General features: G+C 68.6%; 21 protein-coding genes. 6 read left to right on the forward strand and 15 right to left on the reverse strand.

Going from position 1 to position 21,941, the window contains the following annotated elements; all coding sequences use genetic code 11:
* Positions 1-187: 187 nt before the first annotated feature.
* From HNQ61_RS20140 to HNQ61_RS20165, 6 genes are all read right to left on the reverse strand, one after another.
* Positions 188-886, reverse strand: coding sequence for a LytR/AlgR family response regulator transcription factor (locus HNQ61_RS20140; protein ID WP_170038285.1), 699 nt, complete (start codon positions 884-886; stop codon positions 188-190).
* Positions 883-1,923 carry a histidine kinase gene (locus HNQ61_RS29670; protein WP_170038283.1) on the reverse strand — a complete coding sequence of 347 codons (1,041 nt, stop codon included), beginning with the start codon at positions 1,921-1,923 and terminating at the stop codon, positions 883-885. Before HNQ61_RS29670 ends, HNQ61_RS20140 begins: the two co-directional genes overlap by 4 nt.
* Positions 1,920-2,708, reverse strand: a complete 789-nt coding sequence (locus HNQ61_RS20150; protein ID WP_170038281.1) for an ABC transporter permease — start codon at positions 2,706-2,708, stop codon at positions 1,920-1,922. The genes HNQ61_RS29670 and HNQ61_RS20150 overlap by 4 nt, the downstream gene beginning before the upstream one ends.
* A gap of 4 nt (positions 2,709-2,712) precedes the next feature.
* Positions 2,713-3,618, reverse strand: coding sequence for an ABC transporter ATP-binding protein (locus tag HNQ61_RS20155; RefSeq protein WP_170038279.1), 906 nt, complete (start codon positions 3,616-3,618; stop codon positions 2,713-2,715).
* 5 nt (positions 3,619-3,623) lie between these two features.
* On the reverse strand, positions 3,624-3,770 hold the full coding sequence (locus HNQ61_RS20160; RefSeq protein ID WP_170038277.1) for a hypothetical protein: 147 nt from the start codon (positions 3,768-3,770) through the stop codon (positions 3,624-3,626).
* Between the two features lie 382 nt (positions 3,771-4,152).
* Entirely contained in the window at positions 4,153-4,830 is a 678-nt protein-coding gene (locus HNQ61_RS20165; protein ID WP_276510393.1) for an NADPH-dependent F420 reductase, read from the reverse strand.
* A 257-nt stretch (positions 4,831-5,087) separates the two neighbouring features.
* On the opposite strand from HNQ61_RS20165, the gene HNQ61_RS20170 reads away from it, so the two are divergent.
* Positions 5,088-5,555, forward strand: a complete 468-nt coding sequence (locus HNQ61_RS20170; protein WP_205761994.1) for an SET domain-containing protein — start codon at positions 5,088-5,090, stop codon at positions 5,553-5,555.
* A 149-nt stretch (positions 5,556-5,704) separates the two neighbouring features.
* Here HNQ61_RS20170 and HNQ61_RS20175 read toward each other — a convergent pair whose 3' ends face one another.
* Positions 5,705-6,397: a DUF6998 domain-containing protein gene (locus HNQ61_RS20175; RefSeq protein WP_170038273.1), complete on the reverse strand. Its 693-nt coding sequence runs from the start codon at positions 6,395-6,397 to the stop codon at positions 5,705-5,707.
* 239 nt (positions 6,398-6,636) lie between these two features.
* Between HNQ61_RS20175 and HNQ61_RS20180 the strand changes: the two genes are divergently transcribed.
* The 3 genes from HNQ61_RS20180 (at position 6,637) to HNQ61_RS20190 (ending at position 10,383) form a co-directional block, all read left to right on the forward strand.
* Complete coding sequence (locus HNQ61_RS20180) at positions 6,637-8,241, forward strand: sulfatase-like hydrolase/transferase (protein WP_170038271.1); 1,605 nt, start codon at positions 6,637-6,639, stop codon at positions 8,239-8,241.
* A gap of 192 nt (positions 8,242-8,433) precedes the next feature.
* Entirely contained in the window at positions 8,434-9,399 is a 966-nt protein-coding gene (locus HNQ61_RS29675) for a PAS domain S-box protein (protein WP_170038269.1), read from the forward strand.
* A gap of 147 nt (positions 9,400-9,546) precedes the next feature.
* Positions 9,547-10,383, forward strand: coding sequence for a hypothetical protein (locus HNQ61_RS20190; RefSeq protein ID WP_170038267.1), 837 nt, complete (start codon positions 9,547-9,549; stop codon positions 10,381-10,383).
* A 176-nt stretch (positions 10,384-10,559) separates the two neighbouring features.
* Here the strand turns inward: HNQ61_RS20190 and HNQ61_RS20195 are convergent, their stop codons facing one another.
* Both HNQ61_RS20195 and HNQ61_RS20200 read right to left on the reverse strand, forming a co-directional pair.
* Positions 10,560-10,796, reverse strand: coding sequence for a DUF2171 domain-containing protein (locus HNQ61_RS20195; protein WP_170038265.1), 237 nt, complete (start codon positions 10,794-10,796; stop codon positions 10,560-10,562).
* Positions 10,797-11,027: 231 nt separating this feature from the next.
* Positions 11,028-12,008, reverse strand: a complete 981-nt coding sequence (locus HNQ61_RS20200) for an alpha/beta fold hydrolase (protein ID WP_170038263.1) — start codon at positions 12,006-12,008, stop codon at positions 11,028-11,030.
* 131 nt (positions 12,009-12,139) lie between these two features.
* Here HNQ61_RS20200 and HNQ61_RS20205 point away from each other — a divergent pair, with 131 nt between their 5' ends.
* Positions 12,140-12,559, forward strand: a complete 420-nt coding sequence (locus HNQ61_RS20205) for an Rrf2 family transcriptional regulator (protein WP_170038261.1) — start codon at positions 12,140-12,142, stop codon at positions 12,557-12,559.
* A gap of 378 nt (positions 12,560-12,937) precedes the next feature.
* Here the strand turns inward: HNQ61_RS20205 and HNQ61_RS20210 are convergent, their stop codons facing one another.
* The 3 genes from HNQ61_RS20210 to msrB all read right to left on the reverse strand — a co-directional run bounded on the left by HNQ61_RS20210 (position 12,938) and on the right by msrB (position 15,748).
* A complete protein-coding gene (locus tag HNQ61_RS20210; protein ID WP_170038259.1) occupies positions 12,938-13,456 on the reverse strand; it encodes a hypothetical protein in 519 nt (172 codons plus the stop codon).
* 147 nt (positions 13,457-13,603) lie between these two features.
* Positions 13,604-14,842: a Gfo/Idh/MocA family protein gene (locus HNQ61_RS20215; protein ID WP_170038257.1), complete on the reverse strand. Its 1,239-nt coding sequence runs from the start codon at positions 14,840-14,842 to the stop codon at positions 13,604-13,606.
* 483 nt (positions 14,843-15,325) lie between these two features.
* A complete protein-coding gene (msrB, locus tag HNQ61_RS20220) occupies positions 15,326-15,748 on the reverse strand; it encodes a peptide-methionine (R)-S-oxide reductase MsrB (RefSeq protein ID WP_170038255.1) in 423 nt (140 codons plus the stop codon).
* 188 nt (positions 15,749-15,936) lie between these two features.
* On the opposite strand from msrB, the gene HNQ61_RS20225 reads away from it, so the two are divergent.
* On the forward strand, positions 15,937-17,712 hold the full coding sequence (locus HNQ61_RS20225) for a thiamine pyrophosphate-requiring protein (RefSeq protein WP_170038253.1): 1,776 nt from the start codon (positions 15,937-15,939) through the stop codon (positions 17,710-17,712).
* 431 nt (positions 17,713-18,143) lie between these two features.
* On the opposite strand, the gene HNQ61_RS20230 is transcribed toward HNQ61_RS20225, so the two are convergent.
* Genes HNQ61_RS20230 through HNQ61_RS20240 form a run of 3 tightly spaced genes read right to left on the reverse strand, consistent with a single transcriptional unit; the run spans position 18,144 to position 21,768 of the window.
* Positions 18,144-20,306, reverse strand: coding sequence for a TonB-dependent receptor domain-containing protein (locus HNQ61_RS20230; protein ID WP_170038251.1), 2,163 nt, complete (start codon positions 20,304-20,306; stop codon positions 18,144-18,146).
* Positions 20,303-20,668 carry an ArsR/SmtB family transcription factor gene (locus tag HNQ61_RS20235; RefSeq protein ID WP_170038249.1) on the reverse strand — a complete coding sequence of 122 codons (366 nt, stop codon included), beginning with the start codon at positions 20,666-20,668 and terminating at the stop codon, positions 20,303-20,305. The genes HNQ61_RS20230 and HNQ61_RS20235 overlap by 4 nt, the downstream gene beginning before the upstream one ends.
* Complete coding sequence (locus HNQ61_RS20240) at positions 20,665-21,768, reverse strand: flavin-containing monooxygenase (RefSeq protein WP_170038247.1); 1,104 nt, start codon at positions 21,766-21,768, stop codon at positions 20,665-20,667. The genes HNQ61_RS20235 and HNQ61_RS20240 overlap by 4 nt, the downstream gene beginning before the upstream one ends.
* Between the last annotated feature and the right edge of the window lie 173 nt (positions 21,769-21,941).

Raw genomic sequence — 21,941 nt, forward strand, 5'->3', positions numbered from 1 at the left:
CGCTACTCCCTCGGGGTGGCGGCGTTCTGCGTTCCGCGTTCAGCATCGGAGAGAACGACATCGAGGCAGACCTGTCCGCGGCGAACCGGGTCTCCGCCGCCACGTCGTGTCCCTGGAGGCGCGACGCCGCCCGCCGGGACTCCTGGCCGGCGCGCAGGATCCTGCGGTCCGCCGCATCCTCGCCCCGTCACCCCTGGGTCCGGTGGCCGATCAGGGCGTAGAAGCGCTCGCGATACGTGTCGGAGACGGGGATCAGCACGTCGCCGATGGTGATGCGGTCGCGCTCCACCGATTCAATGCGGCCCAGCGCCACCATGTACGACTTGTGGACGCGGCACACCACGTCCGCGGCGATCTTCCGCTCCAGCTCTCCAAACGTCTGCAGTGTCATGATGCGCTTGTGCACCGTGTGAATGCGCCGGTAGTCCCGCACGCCCTCGATGTACAGGACCTCGTCCAGCCGCACCCGTTCCAGCCGCAGCTCCGTCTTTACGAACAGGATGTCGCGCGCACCGGGCTCCTCGCGCCGCGCTAGGTTGCCGCGCGCCCGCTCCACCGCCTGCACGAAGCGCGGAAAGGTGAACGGCTTCAGCAGGTAATCCGCCACCTTCAGGTCGTACGATTTCGGCGCGTACTCGGGATGCGCCGTCGTCAGGATCACCTCTCCCGCCACCGCCGACGTCTCCAGCAGTTCGATCCCCGACCAGCCGCCCAGCTGGATGTCCAGAAAGACGATCTCCACCGCGTTCGTCTGCAGAAACGCCAGCGCCTCCAGCGCGTCGTGAAAGGTGGCAAGCAGCTCAAGGACGGGGAGCTGCCGCACGTATCCCTCCAGGCGTTCCAGGGCCAGCGGCTCGTCTTCGACGATGATGCAGCGTGAGGTCATGCCAGGTCCACGGTGAGCCGGACGGTGTAGGTGTCGTCCCGGTCCGAAACGTCCAGCGCGTGGCGGTCCGGGTACAGCAGGGCCAGGCGCCGCGCCATCACCGCGTTGCCCACCCCGCCGGAGGGGAGCGCGGGGCCGTGGGCGCCCCGGTGGCGGTTGGCGCAGCAGAACCGCACGCGGCCGCCGTCCACCCGCACCGCCACGTCGATCGTGTTTCCCGTGCGCGCGGCCACGGCGTGCTTGAAGGCGTTCTCGATGAAGGGGATGAAGATCATGGGGGTGATGCGCAGCCCCGCGGGATCCCCCTCCACCGCGTAGTGCACGTGGCGGGGATTGGCGGAGCGGATGCGTTCCAGGTCCAGGTACTTTTCGATGTACGCCAGCTCCGCCGTGAGCGGAATGGTTTCCGCGCGTGCCTCGTACAGCACGAAGCGCATGATGTCGCACAGCTTGTTCAGGTACGCTGACGCCGCCGCCGCGTCGCGGGTGATGAGCACATCGATGTTGTTCAGCGTGTTGAACAGAAAGTGCGGGTCCAGCCGCGCGCGCAGCAGCGCCGTCTCCACCTCGCGCGTCCGGCGCGCCAGCTCTTCCTTGACGCGCAGGTCTCCGTACCACCCCACGAAGCCGCGCATCACCAGCGCCATCCCCGCGTGCAGGGCGGCGACGGGCGCCAGCAGCGCCATCAGCCCCGCCACCTCCCCGCTCGTGGCGCACGCCGCTCCGCCCGCGCCCGCCAGGCAGGTGCCCAGCGTGCCCAGCGCCGCGGCGCCCGTGGAGGCGGCCGCCCAGGCAGCCAGCAGCGCCCCGATGCGCCGGCGCGCCAGCAGGCGGGGAAACAGGATCAGGTACGCCAGATAGAACGCGACGAGGCTGGGCGCCACGGCCAGCACACCCAGCCGCGCCGCCAGAAGGGAAGTGACAAAGGGCCGGGAATCCGCCAGCGGCAGGCGCAGCGCGGCCAGCACCACCGCCAGCAGCAGCAGGTACGCGGCCCAGTAGCCGGCGTGCAGCAGCGCGACCACGCCGCGCTTCACGATCCCCGGTCCTTCTTTCCCGCGTACATCGCGTACCCGGCCAGGGTGAAGGCGGCGGCGGCGCCCAGGGCGATGGCGGAAATGCTCACGGGGAGGCCGTATCCCGTCCGGTATCCCGCATCCACCATGTAGTCCAGCCCCGGGTAGGAAAAAGGGATCAGGTAGCTCACGCGGCTGTTGAACATGCCGATGGTGAGGATCCACACGGCCATGCCCACGCCCACGGGCACCATGAAGTTTCTGAAGTGCAGCGCCACGCCGAACTGCAGCGCCACCACGGGAAGGCAGTCCACGAAGAAGCGCGCGCTCCGGGCCAGAAAGAGCCCGGCGGGAACGGGGGTGGACGGCGCGTCCACGTGGCCGAAGACCAGGGCGGGAAGCATGGCCGACGCGTACACCCCCAGGTTCAGCACCACGAACAGCTCCGCCATCAGCACCAGCACCACCGCCAGCTTGGCGAAGAAGATGGCGGCCGGCGGCTGCGGCGTCGCGTGCACCTGCTTCCAGGTATTGTTGCGAAATTCGATCTGCGCCACCAGCGCCGTAATCAGCACGCCCATCATCGGCAGGATCATGATGGTGATGGATTCCCACGACTGCGTCCAGTGCTTCTCCCAGAACGTGGGGGCGGCGTACATGGCCGGCAGGGCGCGGCGCTGGTACAGGCGCAGCGCGAAGATGATGCTTGGGGTGAACAGGCCGCCCGCCAGGATGAGCCATCCGGCCAGGCTGCGCCGCTGTTTGAGCCATTCCGCCCGCAGCGCGGGCAACGGTGATGCAGTCACGGCGTCAGTCCTGGACCAGGTCCATGAAGAGGGTTTCAAGGCGGGTGCCTCCGGCGGTGATCTCGTGAACGGACACGCCGGCCAGCGCCAGGCGGTGGTTGATGCGCCCGATCTCTTCGGGCGGCAGCGCCGGAACGCGCACCTTTCCCTCGTGCGGCACGGCCGTCCAGCCGCCCGCCGCGATGATCTCCAGCGCGCGCGTGTTGTCTCCCGAATCAAAGGTGATGAAGGATGTGGCCTCGCGGCGCGCCATCAGTTCCGCCAGCGGTCCCTGGAACCGCAGCGTTCCCCGGCTGATGATGGCCACGTCCGTGACCAGCCGCTCCACCTCGGCCAGCAGGTGGCTGGACACGACGATGGTGGTGCCGTGCGCGCGGTTGAGCGAAAGGAGCAGGTCGCGCATCTCCAGAATGCCGTGCGGATCCAGTCCGTTGGTGGGCTCGTCCAGCACCAGCATCCGCGGCTCGTGCAGCAGGGCCACGGCCAGGCTCAGCCGCTGCTTCATCCCCAGGGAAAACTGTCCCGCCCGCTTGCTCCCGGTGCCGCTCAGCCCCACCAGGGACAGCACCTCGCCGATGCGGCGCTCGGGGCAGCGGAACACCAGCTGCCAGATGCGCAGGTTTTCGCGGGCGGTCAGGTGGGCGTACAGCGAGGGGCTTTCGATGGATGAGCCCACCTGCCGCAGCAGTTCGCCACGGTTGCCGGTGAGCGGCCGGCCGAAGAGGTGGATGGTGCCCTCCTGCTGGCCCAGCAGTCCCAGCACCAGGCGCAGGGTGGTGGTCTTTCCCGCGCCGTTGGGGCCCAGGAACCCGTAGATGCTCCCCTCCGGAACCCGCAGTTCCACGTTGCGCAGGACGGGATCGCCGCCCCCGAAACGGTGTGTCAGCCCGCACGTTTCCATGGCGTACATGCGGGTCAGCGCTCCCCGTGGGGAAGGGCGCGCTCCCGCTGGCTGGAGCGCACGCCCGCATCGTTCTCCATCCTTGTCCGCCCGCCCGCGAACCGGTCCGCTGCGGGGGTGAGAACCCGCCGGACCGCGCACCCGAATCGTGTGATCGTCATCGCATCTCCCGTAAGTGAGTGCGGCAACGATGGCGGCTTGCGTGTCTCCGGGTCAAAAGAACTCTGCCAAACTCCCGTTTCGGCCGATGAACCGGCTCCGGGGTTCCGCGAGCCCGGTGTGTGGATCGGGCGGGGGCGAGGGTCTATGGGGCGGATGGGACGCCTCTCTCCTGTCGGAGACGGGCCGGTGCGTGGAATCTGGCGCGAATCCCGGGTTGCCTTGAAGACGAATGCGGAACGCCACCGCTCGGGAAAGCGGTGGCGTCCTGTGTTCGTGAGGGCCGCGGATGTCCGGATCGGCCTCATCCAGAGGCGCGTGGCATCTCTCGCGCGTCGGCGGGGGCCGGCCCGGCGCTTGGACCCGCCGCGGCGCTGGCCGGTGTCAGGCGCGGAAGCCAGCCGGGCGGTCCGGGCTCGCTTCGGCCAGGGCGCGGCGCAGGGCCTCGGCGTTCAGGTCCGTGCCGTACACGGGCGTGCCGGGCTGCTGCCGCCACGACTCGTCCAGCCCGCCCGCGTTCACGCCGTCGAACCCCAGCTGGTCCACCAGGCGGATCACCGCGTCCACGTCGGCGGGGCGGTCGCCCGCGATGGGGAGAGCGATGCGTCCGGGGCGTCCGGCGGGGCTGCCGCGCTCCATCAGGCTTTCCGCGGCGATGTTGTTGAACGCCTTGACCACCGGCCGGCCCAGCTGCCGCTCCACCCAGCGGCTCTCCGTCATCCCCGACTCGATCTCGTCGATGCGGCCGTCGCGCTCACGCGGATAGTAGTTGCCGGTGTCGATGACGACCACCTCGTCCGGTACTCCGGCAAACAGGTCGTCCGGCAGCTCCGGGACGCGCGCCTCCGGAATGGTCACCACCACGATCTCCGCCCCGCGCGCCGCCTCGTGCACCGTGACCGCCGTGGCGCCGGTCGCCGCGGCCAGGTCCGCCAGCGTGGCCGGCCCGCGCGAGTTCGCTACGGATACGTCGTGCCCGATCGCGCTCAGGCGGTGCGCCAGCGTGCCGCCGATCTGCCCCGCGCCAATGATCCCGATCTTCATCTCTGCTCCACTGTCCAGTGCGTGCCGAGCCGGTTCCGGCTCGATGCCGTCGTCATCAACCGTACCGTCGCGCGCAGTATCCGCGAGCGTGCTCGGCGGCGGCGGCGACGGTGTGATCCCACCGCACAGCAGGCATGCCGGAGGCCACGACGTCCGCGTGATGGGGGGCTGCGTGTGCCGAGTACGGGCTTCCGCGGCGGAAGCGGACGAATCTGCCGCATCCACCGGGGAACATCCCCCTCCCGCCACGGCGCGCCGGGTGATAGAATCGCGGGATGCGAAGACCTGTTCTCCCCGTCCGGCGCTTTCTGTCCGTGCGCCGCTCCGGCATTCATGGCCGCGGCGTGTACGCGCGCGCGCCCATCCCTGAAGAAACGCGCATCGTGGAGTACCGCGGCGAGCGCATCACCACCGCCGAGGCCGAGCGCCGCTACCCCGACGACTTCACCGGCGTCCATCACACCTTTCTGTTCGCGGTGGATGACGACACCATGATCGACGCGGCGTTCGGCGGAAACCTGGCGCGGTGGATCAACCACTCCTGCGACCCCAACTGCGAGGTGGTGGAGGAGGACGGGCGCCTGTTCATCGAAAGTATCCGCGACATCGAGCCGGGTGAGGAACTGGCGTACGACTACAACTACATCCTCCCCCAGCGCCACACGGCCAAAATGAAGCGCCGCTTTCCCTGCCACTGCGGCGCCCCGGCCTGCCGCGGCACCATCCTGGGCAACAAGCGCTGACGTGCGGAAGTAAGACGATGAAGAACGCCCCGCACGCGGAGTACGTGCGGGGCGTCGTTCTGCACAGCTTCTAGCCTGGTACCATGTCCCGATGCCGTCAACGGCCAGCGAGGCACCGGTTCGCGACGGTGCTGCGGACGCGGCGTGCATCAGAGACGCCCGATCCTGGGTTCGCCAAGCTCCAGAATGCTCTTGATCACCTGCGTTCCGAGCTGGCGCGTGTTCATCGGGTTACCGCTCCCGTTCAACAGGCCGACGTTGAGACGCACCGCCAGTTCGCGCAGCACCGGCTTCACGGGCGTGATGGCGGTTCCGCCTTTGAAGACTTCGATGGTGCCGGTCTCCAGTTCGCGGATGCGGTGTCCTTCAAATTCAACGTCCATGACCGCTTTGACCGGTGCGGCGTGCACCGGCTTCTTCACGAGGCGGCTCAGCGAGATTGTGCGCTTTCCGCGGCTTTCAGGACTCATCCGGGCGACTGCATCGGCGACGGGAAGGTCCAGCAGCGTCTCTACCTGCATCTCTTCGGTGTTGATCCGCAGCACGATCACACGGTCTACAAACGCCAGCGACTTGGCATTGAACGTGACGTGCCCACCCGAATCCGCAATGGCGGTGGTCTTGACCGAGATCCGCTCACCGAGCGCGCTGACGACGGCATAGCCCTTCTGATTCACCAACGGGGCCATCTGCCCGTTCGTGATCATGGCCACGTACAACTCGCCGATGCGGCCGCACAGATGCCGCAACTCGGTTGCGGGAACGTCCCAGTTGATTTCCCGTTCAAACCACGCCATCGCCTCACCCAGTGACTGAATGAGCTGCATCTGTGTAAGTGCCATGAAGATGCCAGATTGAGCAGGTTAGCCACGATTCATCGTCAGCCGAGTGGCGCCATCGTCTGGCAAGAATCGCTCACGCGCGGTATCGAGCTCGCATGCGCTGCTGATTCGCAGCCGTGCCGTGGGGGACGGGGACGAGTCCGTAGTTGTCGTACTTGCCCGCCATATGTCTCCGGACAATATTCGCCGGGCTGGCTCCTTCCTGTCGTCCTCCTCCTCTCCCGCCCATCCATCCGCCCATGCAGACGTCTGACGCCGCCGACGGTCCCGGCGAGCACGCTTCCAATCCCGCATCATCCGGCACGGACGGCGGGCGCAGCGGGATGGCCGGGATGAACGTGGTGATGTTCATCACCGATCAGGACCGCCGGATTCAGCACTTTCCGCCGGGCTGGGCGGAGCAGAACCTGCCCGGGCTGACGCGTCTGCAGAGCCGCGGAGTGAGGTTTCAGAACGCGTTCACCAACTCGTGCATGTGCTCGCCGGCGCGCGCCACGCTCATGACGGGCTACTTTCCCGCCCAGCACGGCGTGCGCTACACGCTGGAAACCAGCATGGACGATCCCCTGCTGTACGACCAGGTGGAGATGCCGGTGGATTTCGCCAACCTGGCCACGGTGGCGGCCGCGGCCGGGTACACCCCCGTCTACAAGGGCAAGTGGCACCTGAGCAAGTATCCGCCGCGCGGCCAGTGGGAGCCGCGGGACGTGGAGAAGTACGGATTCGGCCGGTGGGATCCGCCGGACGCGGGCGCCAACCAGAGCATTCCCGAGGCGGGCGGTGGCGAGCCGGACAACGACGGCCGCTTCATGCTGTCGCGGGCGGACGCGGATGGCAGCTACGAGGGCGCGCTGGAGTACCTGGAATCCGCGGCCGCGGGGCAGCAGCCGTTCTTTCTGGTGGTGTCGCTGGTCAATCCGCACGACGTGCTCTTCTACCCCGACACGTACATCGAAGCGGGATACGAGGATGCGTGGCTCAAGGGCGACATCGGACTTCCGGAAACGGTGGATGAGGACCTGTCCACCAAGCCCGTGGTGCAGCGGGAGTTTCTGGCCATGTTCAACCAGACGGGCTCGCTGGACAATCATCAGATGAAGCTGGATTACCTGAATTTCTACGGGAATCTGATCAAGGCGTCGGACCAGTATCTGGTGGACGTACTGGACACGCTGGACCGCACGGGGCTGCGCGGCAGCACCGTCGTCATCCGCACGGCGGACCACGGCGAGATGGGGCTGGCGCACGGCGGGCTGCGGCAGAAGAACTTCAACGCGTACGAGGAATCGTTGCGCGTCCCGCTGATCTTTTCGTCCCCCGCGCTGTACGACGGCCCGCTGGAGTCGGGTGCGCTGGTTTCGCACGTGGACTTTCTGCCCACGATCGCCTCGCTTCTCCACACGCCGGCCGAGGCGCGCGCGCCGTGGCAGGGCGTGGACTACTCCGCCGTGGTGCTGAACCCGTCGCACGCGCTGCCGCCGCAGTCGTACGTGGTGTTCACTTGGGACGACTGGCAGGCGGGGCAGCCCAATCCGCCGTACCTCCCTCCGCCCAACCACATCGTGTGCGTCCGCAAGGCCGGGTGGAAGCTGGCCCGCTACTACGACGCCAACGGCAACGTCCCCGAGCAGTGGGAGATGTACGACCTGAACGCCGATCCGCTGGAAAAGACCAACCTGGCGTGGCGCGGCTACCAGCGGACGGAGCGCGAGGAGTTGGCGTTCCTGCGGCTTCAGCGGCTGATGGCGGAGGTGGAGCAGACGCGCCTGGCGCCGCTTCCGGACACGCCCGTCATCACCAGCGCCGAAACGCCGCGGCTGGACCGGCTCGCTTCCGGGTCCTGAAGTCCGTCCCGCGCGGTCGTCCTCCGCCGCGCATTCGCCCCGCCCGGTCGTCCACGGCCCGGAAAAGCGAGGGATTGCGGGAAAGCGGCGGAGCGGCGGAAGGCGTCCGCGGGCGGCGCACCTGTTCACGGGGGCCGCGGGGAGCCATGTTCGGGGACCGCGACGGTGCCGTGCACCGTTGGTCGTACCGCCGTGAGCTTTCAGGACATCGTGCCAGACCGCATTCTGCTGGTGAGCGCAACGGACGGCGCGGCGGAACTCGCCCGGTTTCTGCGGGCGTGCGGGTACGACGTGGCCGCCGTTTCGCGCCCCGGCGAGGGCGTGCCGCCGTCCGTGGAAGGGTGCGCGGAACTGGTGGTGATCAGCGGCGCGCCCGGGGCTGAGCCCGCCGCGAGGCGTGACCTGGGAGCCGGGTACGACGACATCCCGGTTCTGCGGCTGCTGAACGAGGCCGAGAGCGAGCCGGGCGAACCCGCGCCGGACCGGTCTGCGTCGCTGCGCGCGCCGTACACCCAGAGGGAGCTGCGCACCACCATCGACCTGATGATCTGCCGCAACCGGGTGGCCCGCACGGTTCACGAGCTGGACGGGTTCTTCTCGGTGTCCATCGACATGTTCTGTTTTCTGGACTACAACGGCTACTTCCGGCGCCTGAACCCGGCGTGGGAGCGCACGCTGGGCTTTACGCCGGCCGAGATGATGGCGAAGCCGTTCATCGAGTTCGTTCATCCCGACGACCGGGAGCGCACGCTGGTCCAGAACCGGGACGTGCGCGGCGGCGGACAGGCACGGGGGTTCTCCAACCGCTATCTCTGCAAGGACGGCACGTACCGCTGGCTGCTGTGGAATTCGGCGCCGGCGGTGGAAGAGCGTACCATCTACGCCGTCGCCCGCGACATTACCGCGCGCAAGCTGGCGGATGACGAGCGGGAGCGCCTGGTGGGCGAACTGCAGTCCTCGCTGACGGAGGTGCGGTCGCTGCGCGAGATTCTGCCGATCTGCTCCTACTGCAGAAAAATCCGCGATGACGACGACTACTGGGAGTCGGTGGAGTCGTACATTTCCAGGCACACCCGGTCGCGGTTCAGCCACGGCATCTGCCCCAGCTGCATGGCGACGCAGGTGGAGCCGATGTTCGGACCGGAGGAGCCGGTGTAGCACCGCCCGGATTTCCCCTCGCGCAATCCGCCGGCACGCCCTCCGTCCGCCGCTCATCCGCGATCCCCCTCGCTGGCAGGCCTGGGGGCACGGTGCACCTCCGTTCCGCCGCTCGCATCGCCCCCCCTCGTTTCCCGTCTCCATCCCGTGCAGACAGTCGCCCGCCTCGCCCTGCTCCTGATCGCGCTCTCCGCATGCCCGCCCGCGCTGGGCGCCCAGCCGCGCCGCGAGGCACGGAGCACGGCCTCCGCGCGCAGGCAGTTGAACGCGTTCCTCACCACGGTCCGCGGCTTCAACGATGACAGCATCGTCTCGTACTTTCCCACGGAGGGCGACTGGACGCTGGTGCACGTGATCCACCGGCCGTCGGGAGATGACGTTGGCGTCCAGCGGTTCCGCGGATCGGAGGCGGCCGCGGCCATGGCGCTCTGCGGTCCGCTCTGGAAGGCGTTCCGCTTCAGTCCGGAGGCCGTGACCATCGGCTCGCTGCGCCTGTGGGCCGATGATTCCACGCCGTGGCGCGCCACCGGACCCTCCCGGTTTGCGCCAGCGGGCCGTCCGGAATTCATGGAGCTGGGTGATTCGTTCGTCTCGTCCGCGTTCGTGGAATGGCGCAGGGAGCGGGGCCGATGGGTGATCGCGGCCCTGGGACACGAAACGTTCGGCGGGCTACGCGTGCTGGGCACCGAAATCGAAGATGTGACCCGCACGCGGCGGGTTCGCCTGCCGGCCTCGCCCGCCTACGCGGGAACGGAGGGCTGGTTCCTGAACAATGAGCTCATCTCGTTCGAGGGGCGGCGGTACCTCAAATATGGACTGCCGCGCTCTTCCATCGAACCGGATCTGCTGGAGGGAGTCGGATGGCACGGCGCCATCAGGATCTATGCGGAAACCGGCTTCGCCGACATGCCGGGCCACCTTTACATTCCGGTGAGCCCCGGAATGTACCAGACGTACAATCAGGCCGGGGACGGCTGCTCCTGATCCACGGGGCGCGCCCGGGACGTGACTTCCATTGATGACCACCGTGATCTCCCCGCAATCCGTCCGCCGCCCCACGCAAGCGGGGCAGCCCCGGATGATCGGTGCCGCCCCGGCTTGGATGATCTCCGCCGCTCCGCCCGCGCTCCCCAGAGAGACGCGGGCGGAATCGTTTTGCGTCAGGAGGCGGAGTCGCTCCACTCCTCCTGGGCCTGCGCGCCGGTGCGGTTCAGCCGCACGGTTTCCGCCGCCGATTCCACCCAGGAAAGCGGGATCCAGTGGTGCTCTCCGCCCGCGCTCGCGTCGCGCTTGGCAAGCTTGATGGAGTTGCCGTCCACGTGGTCCACCGTGCCGACGTGCTGGCCGTCCGAACCCACGACTTCCGCGTGCTCGCGGATCTGCGATGCGTCTGCCATTGCGTGCTCCTGTTGATGATGCGAACGGCGCCGCCCACACGACGGCGCCGAAACCGCCAAGTACCGGGAGCCGCCTCTAGGCGATTGGCGTGCCGCTGTGTCGAGCCGTCGCTGGGCAGGCGCGATCCCGGGGCATTGAGCCGAAAATCCCGATCCGCACCGTCCCGATCGCACGCGCGGTCAATCCCATCCCGCCACGGGACGGACCCGCGCGGCGCCTTGGAACGCGGGCTACAGGGTTCGGAGAAACGCCAGGAGCGCGGCGTTGTACTCCTCCGGCTTTTCCTGCTGAATCCAGTGCCCAGCCTCGGGGATCACAACGGTGTCGCGGAGGTGCGGCACCAGCGCCGGCATGCCGTCCATGATCTGGCGCATCCCCGGAATGCTGAGCCCAACGTCACGCTCGCCGACGACGTACAGGGCGGGCACGCGCACCGTCAGCCCGTCGAGCGCGGCCTGAAGCTCCCAGTTGCGGTCCAGGTTGCGATACCAGTTCAGCGCGCCGCCAAACCCGCTGGCGGCAAAGGCTTCCGCGTACACGTCCAGGTCAGCTTCGGTGATCCACGCGGGGAGCGATTCGGGCGCGGGGAGCGGGGCCAGCAGCCCGTCGCGCCGGGTCACCATCCTGAACGGGTTGGGCGTTCCGTCTCCATCCACCCGTGCACCGGCATCACCCGAGGCGCCAAAGATGAGCTTGCGCAGCGTCAGCCGCACGTCCCGCTCGAACTCGCGCTCGGCAACGCCCGGCTCCTGAAAGTAGAGGGTGTAGAAGAGCGCATCGTCCGTGGCGGGAAACAGCTTGCCGGGCGGGAGCGGCGACCGCGTCATCATCGGTACGGATGACGCCACTACGGCGCGAAACCGATCCGGCCGCAGCAGCGCCGCCTGCCACGCCAGGGTCGCGCCCCAATCGTTGCCCACAATCACGGCCGTCTCCGCGCCGAGCGCATCCAGAAGCCCCACCATGTCGCCCACCAGGTGGAACAGCGAATACTGTCCGGCGTCCGCGGGGCGTTCCGTGGCGCCGTAGCCGCGCAGGTCGGGCGCCACCGCTCGGAACCCGTTTCCCGCCAGCGCCGGCAGTTGATGACGCCACGCGTACCACGTTTCGGGAAAGCCGTGGCAGAGAAGAACCACGGGCCCGTCGCCCTGCTCGGCCACGTGCATCCGGATCCCGTTCGCCTGGACGGTGAGGTGCTTAAGGCTGCTCATCGCGCGCTTCCGGTTGAGGAAATCGGTTTCGCAACATCATAAGTTACTTGATTGGGAACGTCAATCATCCTATGTAACCTCTGATGTTGCGGGAGCTGGTCCCGCCCTGCCTCGAAGCGCAACGGAGTGCCGTGAGACCCGACAGCCGGCTTGCCCGGATGAGCCACGTATTGATCCACATGGGGTTACGCGGGGGAAGCGAAACCTCGGAGGTCATCGCGCTCATGCTGAACACCAATCCCGTCGTCGTGCGGCGCACCATGGCGGGGCTGCGGGATCACGGGTATGTGCGTTCCGAGCGGGGGCACGGGGGCGGGTGGATGCTGGCGCGAGCGCTGGATGAAATTACGCTGCTGGACGTGCACCGCGCTCTTGGAGAACCTGGAATCTTTGCGATGGGCCCGTCCACGGACCATCCCGACTGCCCGGTGGAAGGCGCTGTCAACGGGGCGGTGGAGGATGCGCTGCGTGCCGCGCGGGAGGTGCTTCTGGCCCGCCTGGGCGAAGTCACGCTCGCAGATCTTGCACGCCGGGTGACGGCTGGGGAGTGATTCCCGCTGGAGACGATCGATCGAGTTCGCCGCGCATCGGGATCATCCGACTGCGTGGGCAATCCAAGTTGCCACACAACGAGGCAAAGCCTCAGCGTGCTGCTGTGAGGCTTCCACCAACGCCAAGCGCGCGACCTGAGCCGCAGCCGCCGCCGCGCTGAGGTCTCCCTTTCTCCCGCGGAGCGGGGGAGAGGGCCGGGGAGAGGGGGCCTCTCCGGCCGCGCAACACCATCCGTAGCGTGAAGTCGCTGCCGTTCTCCCCTCTCCGTGCGTCTGTTTGCACGGGAGGGGCCTCCACAGCCCGCCGACGAGCAAAGCTCTGCCGCAGCGAACTTCAGCAGTCGGCCCGAGCCGCCGCCCCCCATCCACCGTACCGCGTCAGGCCGGATCGTACTCGTAATCCGCCGCGTCCGCCCCGCCTCCGGACAGCGCGGCGAACACCGCCGGCAGCGCCGCACCGAACGCCAGCTGCGCCACGATGGGCACCGCCGCCGCCGCGGGCCGCTGCTCGGACGGTGGCGGCATGATGTCGTTCCTGGGCAGCGCGCCGAAGCGGGGAAAGTTGAGCGCATACATGATCCCCGTCAGCAGCATGCCTGTCGCGAGCGGTGGCGGATTCAGGCGGGTCTGCACCACGCCATACAGCACGCCGTACGTCGCCATCGTCCCGCCGTAGATGGCGCCCGCGGCGGTCCGCACCTGCGCCTCCGAGACCGTCCGCCCGGACGCCTCCGCCTTCTGCTTCACCATACGCGACGTCGGCGAGCCCACCCGCTCCCCGGGCGCCAGCACAAAGCGCTCGCCCGCCTGCCACACCAGGTTGATCGCCATCCCGGCCACCAGCCCCGCAACGGCGCCCTTGGCCGCCGCCTCGCCCATCCCCATCCGCTCCGCCATTCCGTCGTCTCCGTTGAGGTCCAGCGTCCGCGGATCGCCCAGCCGCGACCGTGTGCGTTCCGGCTTCCGCGAGAGGCCGGACGGGGCAGGCAAGGGCGGTGCCCCCTCGGAGCCCATCGCCCAAGCCCGCCCTTTTCCCGCCGCCGGTCAGCCCCTGGGCGGGATCTCGACGGGGCGGCCGGTGCGCGCGGCCTGGTAGATCGCCTGCATGATCTGCACGTCGCGCATCCCCTCTTCGCCCGGGGTCTTGGGCTGTCTGTCCTGCAGGATGGATTCGGCGAAGTGGTCCATCTCTGCCGCGAACTGGTTGGTCGGGCGGATTTCGCGCTGCTCCACCGCCTGCTCCTTCTTGAGCAGAAGCCGGTTGCCGTAATACTCCGTCGCGGGATCCAGCTCGATGGTGCCCTCGGTGCCCATCACCTGGAGGCGCTTGTTGTTCTGGTATCCGTACGACGAGTTGAAGGTGCTGCGGATGCCGCTGGCGAAGCGCATCGTCCAGTCGACATTGGTCTCCACGGTGACGCGGGGATCGTCGGAATTGCGCAGCGTGGCGGTGACCTCCACCGGCTCCTCGCCCGCCAGGAAGCGCGCGGTGTTCAGGTTGTAGATGCCGATGTCGTACAGACTTCCGCCGCCGGCCAGTTCCTGCCGCGCACGCCACTGGTCGCGTGGCTTGTCCAGCTCCAGCATGCGCCCGTGCTCGCCGGCGAGCGAACGGACGGTGCCGATTTTCCCTTCGCCGATCATCTGCTTCGCGAGCATGATGTGCGGCTCGAACTGCGCGCGGTAGGCCACCATCAGCTTGCGGCGCGCGGTGCGGCAGGCGTCGATCATCGCCTTGCAGTCATCCACGCTCACCGCCATGGGCTTTTCGCAGAAGACGTGCTTTCCGGCGCGCGCGGCGCGGATCGTCCAGTCCCGGTGCAGCGCGTTGGGGAGGATGATGTACACGACCTGCACGTCCGGATTGTCGCGGATGCGGTCGAAGTCGTCGTACGAGTACACGCTGCGCGAGGGCACGCCGTACGCCTGCGCGATGGTGCGCGCCTTTTCGGCGTTGCCGCTGACCACCGCGGTCAGCTTGCACATGCGCGTGTCGCCGATGGTGGGGAGGATCTGGTTGATGGCGAAGTCGCCGAGCCCCACGATCGCCCAGCCGATGCGCTGGTCCGGCGCCATGGGGAGCGGGTTTTCCAGCTCCGGCATGGGACGGCCGATGGCGCGCGGCTCCTGCGCCGGTCCGGATGCCGCCACGGGAGCGCTGGCGGATGACGTCGTCTGCGCGCCCGCCTCGCCGGCTCCCGCGCCCACCGCCGCGCCGATCAGCCCGCCGGCGCTGGCGAGCACGAACTTGCGGCGTGAAAATGAATCATCGTTCAGGAACATCCCACGCTCACCGATGCAGGTTTGTCGAATGTTTCGGTCGCGCCGGGGCTTCGCAAGCGGGGGGCCACGGGTGATCATTGCCTGCGCTCGCCGGTGTTGCCTGGAACACGGGACGGATAGCCGATGGGTGCGGACCGGAGGTGGCAACGGATCAGACTCGAGCCGTGGTGCTCGTGGCCGGCGATGTGGCAAGATCACCTTCGACTCGCTGCAATCAACAGTGCGGCTGAGCGTGCGGCGTCGCCGCTCGCTCAGGATGACAAATGGAGGGTACGCGCGTTCGTTTCTCCCCCATGTAGTTGAAGCCCCGAACGACGCCTGTGGGCGTCGTGTCGGGGCTTCCCGCTGTTCGAGCGGCGGATTCATTCGCTCAGGACAGCCTCGGGCGAGACAAGATTGGAGATGCCTCACACCGCCAGTTCACCCGATCCTTTTTTCAGGAACTCGAGCGGTTTGTAAACGGGACGTCAGTAATCCGTGCCGCTACGCCGTAACCAGCGTGATGGGCGAACCTTCCGGCACGTGCTTCATGCTCACCGAGTTGATGCAGTACCGCAGCCCGGTGGGCGGCGGGCCGTCGGGAAACACGTGGCCCAGGTGCCCGTCGCAGCGCGCGCAGCGCACTTCCGTGCGGATGGTGCCGAACGAGCGATCCTCGTATTCCGTCACCGCGTCGGCGGAAACGGGGCTGGTGAACGACGGCCATCCCGTGCCCGACTCGAACTTTTCCCCCGACTTGAAAAGCGGATTTCCACACGCCGCGCACACGTACGTTCCGGGGTCCTTGGTCCCCAGAAAGCACCCGTCCCACGGCCGCTCGGTACCGTGCTGCCGCAGCACCTGAAACTCCTCCGCCGTAAGCCGCTTTCTCCACTCGTCGTCGCTCAGCCGCAGCTTGTCCGCCATCGTAACCTCAATCCTCTGTGTGTTTTCCCGCCGGAGTACGACCCTTGTACCCGGTCACCCGGCAGTGCGTTCGCTGCCGGCCGTTTCAGCAAGTCGTGAACCGCCCGCAACCCGCGGTGGATGCGGATTGCTTCTTGCCGCCGCCGCCGCCCTGCGCCGGGAGTGACGTGAACCGCGAGGACGGGACAATGGGCGAAAAGAAAGTTTCGGATTTTCTGATCGAGCGGCTGCGCGCGTGGGGCGTGCGGCGAATGTTCGGCTATTCCGGCGACGGCATCAACGGCATCCTGGGCGCCCTGCAGCGCGCGGACGAATCCATCGAGTTCATCCAGCCTCCGCACGAGGAACTGGCTGCGCTCATGGCCAGCGGCTACGCGCGGTTCAGCGGCGAGGTCGCGGTCTGCATGGCCACCAGCGGGCCGGGCGCCATCCACCTGCTCAACGGGTTGTACGACGCCAAGCTCGACCATCAACCCGTGGTGGCCATCGTGGGCCAGCAGCCCACCACGGGGCTGGGCGGCGGCACGCAGCAGGAGGTGGACCTCGTCACCCTCTTCAAGGACGTGGCGAGCGCGTACGTGCAGATGGTGAGCAGCCCCGAGCAGGTGCGGCACGTCATCGACCGCGCGTTCCGGGTGGCGCACGCGCGGCGCACCGTCACCTGCGTCATCATCCCCCACGACGTGCAGGACGAGCCCGCGGTGGAAAGTCCGCCGCACGAGCACGGCCATCATCACTCTTCCGTCGGGTATTCCGCGCCGCGCGTGGTGCCCACGGACGACGATCTGCGCCGCGCCGCCGACGTGCTGAACGCGGGACAGAAGGTCGCCATCCTCGTGGGCGCGGGCGCGCTGGCGGCGGGGGAGCAGGTGCGCGACGTGGCCGAGCGGCTGGGCGCGGGCGTGGCCAAGGCGTTGCTGGGCAAGGCGGTTCTGCCGGATGACCTGCCCTGGGTCACCGGCTCCGTCGGCTGGCTGGGCACCAGCGCCAGCAATCGCATGATGCGCGAATGCGACACGCTGCTGATGGTGGGCTCCGGCTTTCCGTATACGGAATTCCTGCCGGAAGAGGGGCAGGCGCGCGGCGTTCAGATCGACACGGACGCGTCCATGCTGGGGATGCGCTACCCGATGGAAGCCGCGCTCGTGGGCGACGCCGCGCTGACGCTGGCCGCCCTTGCGCCGCTGCTGGAGCGCAAGGAGGACCGTGCGTGGCGTAAAACGGTGGAGGGATGGAAGGCGGATTGGGAGCAGACGCTGGACGAGCGTGCCGACGCGCCGGCCAATCCGCTCAACCCGCAGGCCGTCGTCCGCTCGCTTTCCGACCGGCTGCCGGACGGCGCGATCATCACGGCGGATTCGGGGACGGCGGCCGTATGGATGGCGCGAAACATCCGCATTCGCGAGGGGATGATGGCCTCCGTTTCCGGCACGCTGGCGACCATGGGATGCGCCGTGCCCTACGCGATTGCCGCCAAGTTCGCGCATCCGGACCGCCCCGTGATCGCCCTGGTTGGAGACGGTGCGATGCAGATGATCGGCATCAACGCGCTGATCACTGCCGCGCGCTACCGCGACCGGTGGAGCGACCCGCGGCTCATCATCCTGGTGCTGAACAACCGCGACCTGAACTTCGTGACGTGGGAGCAGCGGGCCATGGAGGGCTTTCCGCGCTTTCCCGCCACGCAGGACCTGTCGGACCTGCCGTACGCGCGGATCGCGGAGGCGATGGGACTGCAGGGTGTGCGCATCGACCATCCGGACCAGGTAGACGCGGCGTGGGAGCAGGCGCTGGCGGCAAACGGCCCGTTCGTGATCGACGCCGTGGTCGATGCGGACGTGCCCACGCTGCCTCCGGAACTGGAGCCCGAGCAGCGCAAGACCATCCGCAAGGCGCTGGACGCGGGGGATGAGGAGGCCAAAGGCGTGCGCGAGCAGATGCGCGCGCAGGGGTACGATCTGTAGGATCGCGGAAGCGGGACGGGGCGGGGGGGCGTGTCGTTGCTCATCACCACAGACGCACGGAGAAGGGGAGAACAAAAACTCAGCGCGCTCCGGATGATGTGGCGCGGCGGCAGGCAGCCCTCACCCCCCGGCCCCCTCTCCCGCAAGCGGGAGAGGGGGAGACCTCAGCGCGACGGCACGCTGTGGCTCAGGTGGCGTGGTTCCAGGCGGTTGAAGGCTCACGGCAGCAACGTGAGGTTTTCATCGTGTTGCGGCGAATCGACTTGCTCCGCAACGGTTCGCGACGGATTGAACCCGAAGTCACAGTCCGCGGAGGCGGACTTCGTGTCTTCCGAGGCGCGGTTTCAACCGCCGGACCCGTGCCTGGGCCGCGCGCGGATTTTCTCGTTCAGTCACCGCCGCCAGTGCTCAAACCGGCTGAACGAGCCGGTCTACAGATCCAGCCGCACGCCGGCGTTGATGACGCGGCCCTCCAGCGGGCCCCACGCGTCCGTGGTCCAGCGGCCCTCGCGGGAGCGGGCGGGGAGCACGAGCGGGTCCCAGCGCGTCTGCCGCACATCCAGCAGGTTCTCGAGGTTGATGAACGCCCGCGCCGGCCCGATCCGCCGCTCCGCCAGCAGGCCCACGATCAGGTACGGGCGGCTGGCGTCGCGAAACGGATTGTCTTCCAGCGTCTGACGGCCCGTGTAGTAGAACTCCCCGCCCAGCCGTCCCGTCTCTTCCGCCTCCCACATCCCGACAAGGCCGAGCGCGTGCCGCGGCGTGAGCGACACTTCGCGCCGGCCCGCGCCCTCTGGATCGTGTTCGCGCGAGCGCAGCCACGTGTGCGTGGCCGTGACGTGAAACGGCTCCCGGTGCCACCGCGCCAGCAGCTCCGTGCCCCACGTGCGCGTCGGGCCGTCCGCGTTCACCAGCGCCAGCATTCCTGCCTCAGCGTCGCTCTGCACCAGTTGCAGAGCGTGCTCCGTCCGCGACCCGAAGAGAGTAGCGTTCATCTCCAGCGCGCCCACGGTGCGGCCCACGTCCAGCGACGCCGTCCGCGCGCGCTCCGGCTCGAGCGCGTCGGAAAGGGGAAGGACGCGCGTCAGCCCGATCGCCTCCGTTTCTTCCGTGAACGGCGTAGGCGCAAAGTAGCCGGTGCCCACGGAGCCCCGCACCGTCCATCCCGCGGGGCGAAGGAGAAGCGAAAGGCGAGGGTTGAAGAACGCGCCGTACTCGCTGTGCCAGTCCGCCCGGCCGGCGAGCGAGAAGGTGATCCACTCCGCCGGCGCGTACTCCTCCTGTCCGAAGAGGGACGGCGTGGTGTAGGTGTAATCGAAGCCCGCCACGTCGTCCGCGCGGTAGCTCTCCGTCTGCAGCGCCGCGCCGGCCACCCACGTGTGCTGGCGCGCCGTGCCGGACCACGCGGCTTCCGCGAAGCCGGTGGAGTGCAGGTCATCTTCCGTCACGTCACCGAAGCCGTGCGCGTGCCGCTGCGCCATGCCGGATGCGCGTACCGTCAGCAGGCGGTCTCCGCTGAAAAGAAAACGGCCCAGCGCGCCCACGTCGCCGCGGCGCGTCCGCAGCGTTTCGGCGAAGTCGCCACCGGGCACGCGGCCGCCACCCTCGCGGTTCTCCGCCGTCGCGCCCGCTGTCAGAAAAAGGGAGCGTCCCTCGCCGTCGTCCCAGAACAGGCGCGGCCGCACCACGGCGCGTTCGTAGCCGGGCATGTCCGTCCATCGATCACCATCGACGTCGGCTTCTGATTGCCGGTGCGCACTGGCCAGCAGCGTGTAGCCCCACTGTTCGGAGAGCGGCGCGGAGGCGAATCCCACGACGTCCGTGCCGTTGCGCGTGGTCTGGTTCAGCAGGAGCTCGCGCCCGGCCTCGTCGCCCGGGCGGCGGGAAATGAGGTTTACGACACCGCCCAGCGCGGATGATCCGTACAGCGCGGACGCGGCGCCCTTGATCACCTCCACTTGGCCCAGGTCCATCGGCGGAATCTGCAGCAGCCCCAGCGCGCCGGACTGGCCGCCGTACAGCGGCAGTCCGTCCGAGAGGATCTGCGTGTAGCGGCCGCGCAGCCCCTGCACGCGCACGTTGGCGCCGCCCAGCGACGGGCTGGTGGTCTGCACGCGCAGCCCGGACGTCTCGTTCAGCATCATGGAGACATCGCCGGGCGTCATCATCATCTTTTCCTCAACCTCCTCGCGCGAAAGCACTTCCACGCGCGTCGGCTCGTCTTCCAGCCGCCGCCCGGTGCGGGTGGAGGTCACGATGATCTCCTCCAGTTCCAATGTTTCGCCTTGCAGGTCGACCGTCACCGTCGTGTCGCGCGCGGCGGTCAGCGTAACGATTCCCAGCATGAAGGGCATCTTCCCCACTCGGATCGTCCAGCGTCCCGGCGCGAGGCCCAGCACCGCGGTCCCGCTCGCATCGGTGGTGCGGACGATGACGGAATCCGCGCGAACCGTCGCATCCGCCACGGGCTCGCCCTCCGCACGGACGACGACGGTCACGCGCACGCTGTCCTGCGCCACGAGCGTGGCGGGAAAGGCGGTGCAGAGCAGCAGGACGGCGGCGCAGATGAGCGGGCGGATCACGGGACGGATCACGATGCGGATGTCGGGATGAGTGAGTTGTCGAGTTCGCGCGACGCGCATCGGGAGCAGGTGGAAACCCCGGCGGCGGAGCCTTCCAGAAGCAGTTCCGCGCTCTGCAGCAACACCTCCACGCGCTCGTCGGAAAGCGCATAGTAGACAAAGCGGCCACGCGGCTGGCGCTGCACGAGGCCGCATTCCAGCAGGCAGGCCAGGTGGTTGGAGACGCCCGGCTGCGACAGCCCCGTCGCGGAGACGAGGTCAGCCACGTTTCGCGCGCCGTCCCGCAGCGCCTCCAGCAGCGACAGCCGCGACGGATCCGCCAGCCCGCGAAAGAGCTTGGCCTTGGCGGAAAGGGGTGGTGCGGCGACGGTCATGAGCGTTCCGGAAGAGGAGGTTGATCGGTGGCCGCGCGCCCCGTGGCGCGCTGGACGATGTGGCGCAGCAGATACTCCGCGTCGCGCCCCACCCAGCCGATAAGGGCGGAGCCACGCGTGTGCATCCAGGGCAGGCCCAGAAAGTACAGCCCCGGCGCGGTGGTCACGCCGCGGTGCTGGCCGACGTGCCCGGCGGGGCGGAAAAGGTCTGGATCGATCCATCCGTGATCGGGGCGGTAGCCCGTCGCCCAGATGACGGCATCCGGGTGGATGACGACGCCGTCCGCCGTACGGATCTCGCCGCCGCGCGCCTCTTGCACGCGTCCGATCACACGCAGAACGCCGTCGCGGGCGAGGGTGCGCGGGCTGGTGCCGATCAGCGTTTCCGTGCGGCTCATGCGGCGGCCGAGCGCGGAATCCACCGGCACGTCCAGCATCCCCATCCGTTCCAGCCACCAGAAGATGCTGCGCCCCAGCATCCGCTCCGGCAGCCGCGGCATGCGCGCGCCGACGGAAAGAGTGACGCGGCGCGTGGCGGCCAGCTCCTCCGCGATCTGCACGCCGGAGTTGCCGCCGCCCACCACGAGCACGTCGTCGCCCGCCACGTCCTCGGGCCGCCGGTACTCCGCGCTGTGCATCTGCTGGATGTCCGGCGACAGCCCGGCCGCGCAGGGCGGGATCCACGGCGTCTGGAAAGGCCCGGTGGCGACCACCACCTGCGGCGCCTCGTGCACGCGGCCAGCGCGCGTGGTCGCACGGTAGCCGCCATCCGCGCGCGCCAGGCTGACCACCGGGTCGTGCGGGATGACGGGAAGCGCGAAGTGCGCGGCGTACGCTTCCAGGTACGCGGCGACCTCGTCCTTGCCGGGATAGTGCTCGGGCGCGGCGGGAAAGGGGAAGCCGGGAAGGCTGCTGTATCGCGCCGGGGTGAACAGGCGCAGTCCATCCCACCGCTCGCGCCAACTCGCGCCCGTGCGGCTCGCGGAATCTAGAATGCGGAAGGGCAGGGCGGCTTGGCGGAGGTGGTAGCCCATCGCCAGCCCCGCCTGCCCCCCGCCGATGACCAGCACCGCGGGCGGCGCACTCGTATCACGTATCATCATCCGATGATACGGCGTGGCGGTGTCGCGGGGCAAGGTGGAGGTCGGAGGCGGGAGGGAGGCTGGGGCGACTCAAGTCGCGGCAACAACGGCGCGAAGTCCGCCTGCGCGGACTGGGCGGGTTGGTTTGGGTGCGGACCGGCGGATTCCGTGGATCGTGAGAGGATGATTCG

It is taken from the genome of Longimicrobium terrae, assembly GCF_014202995.1.
GTDB lineage: Bacteria > Gemmatimonadota > Gemmatimonadetes > Longimicrobiales > Longimicrobiaceae > Longimicrobium > Longimicrobium terrae.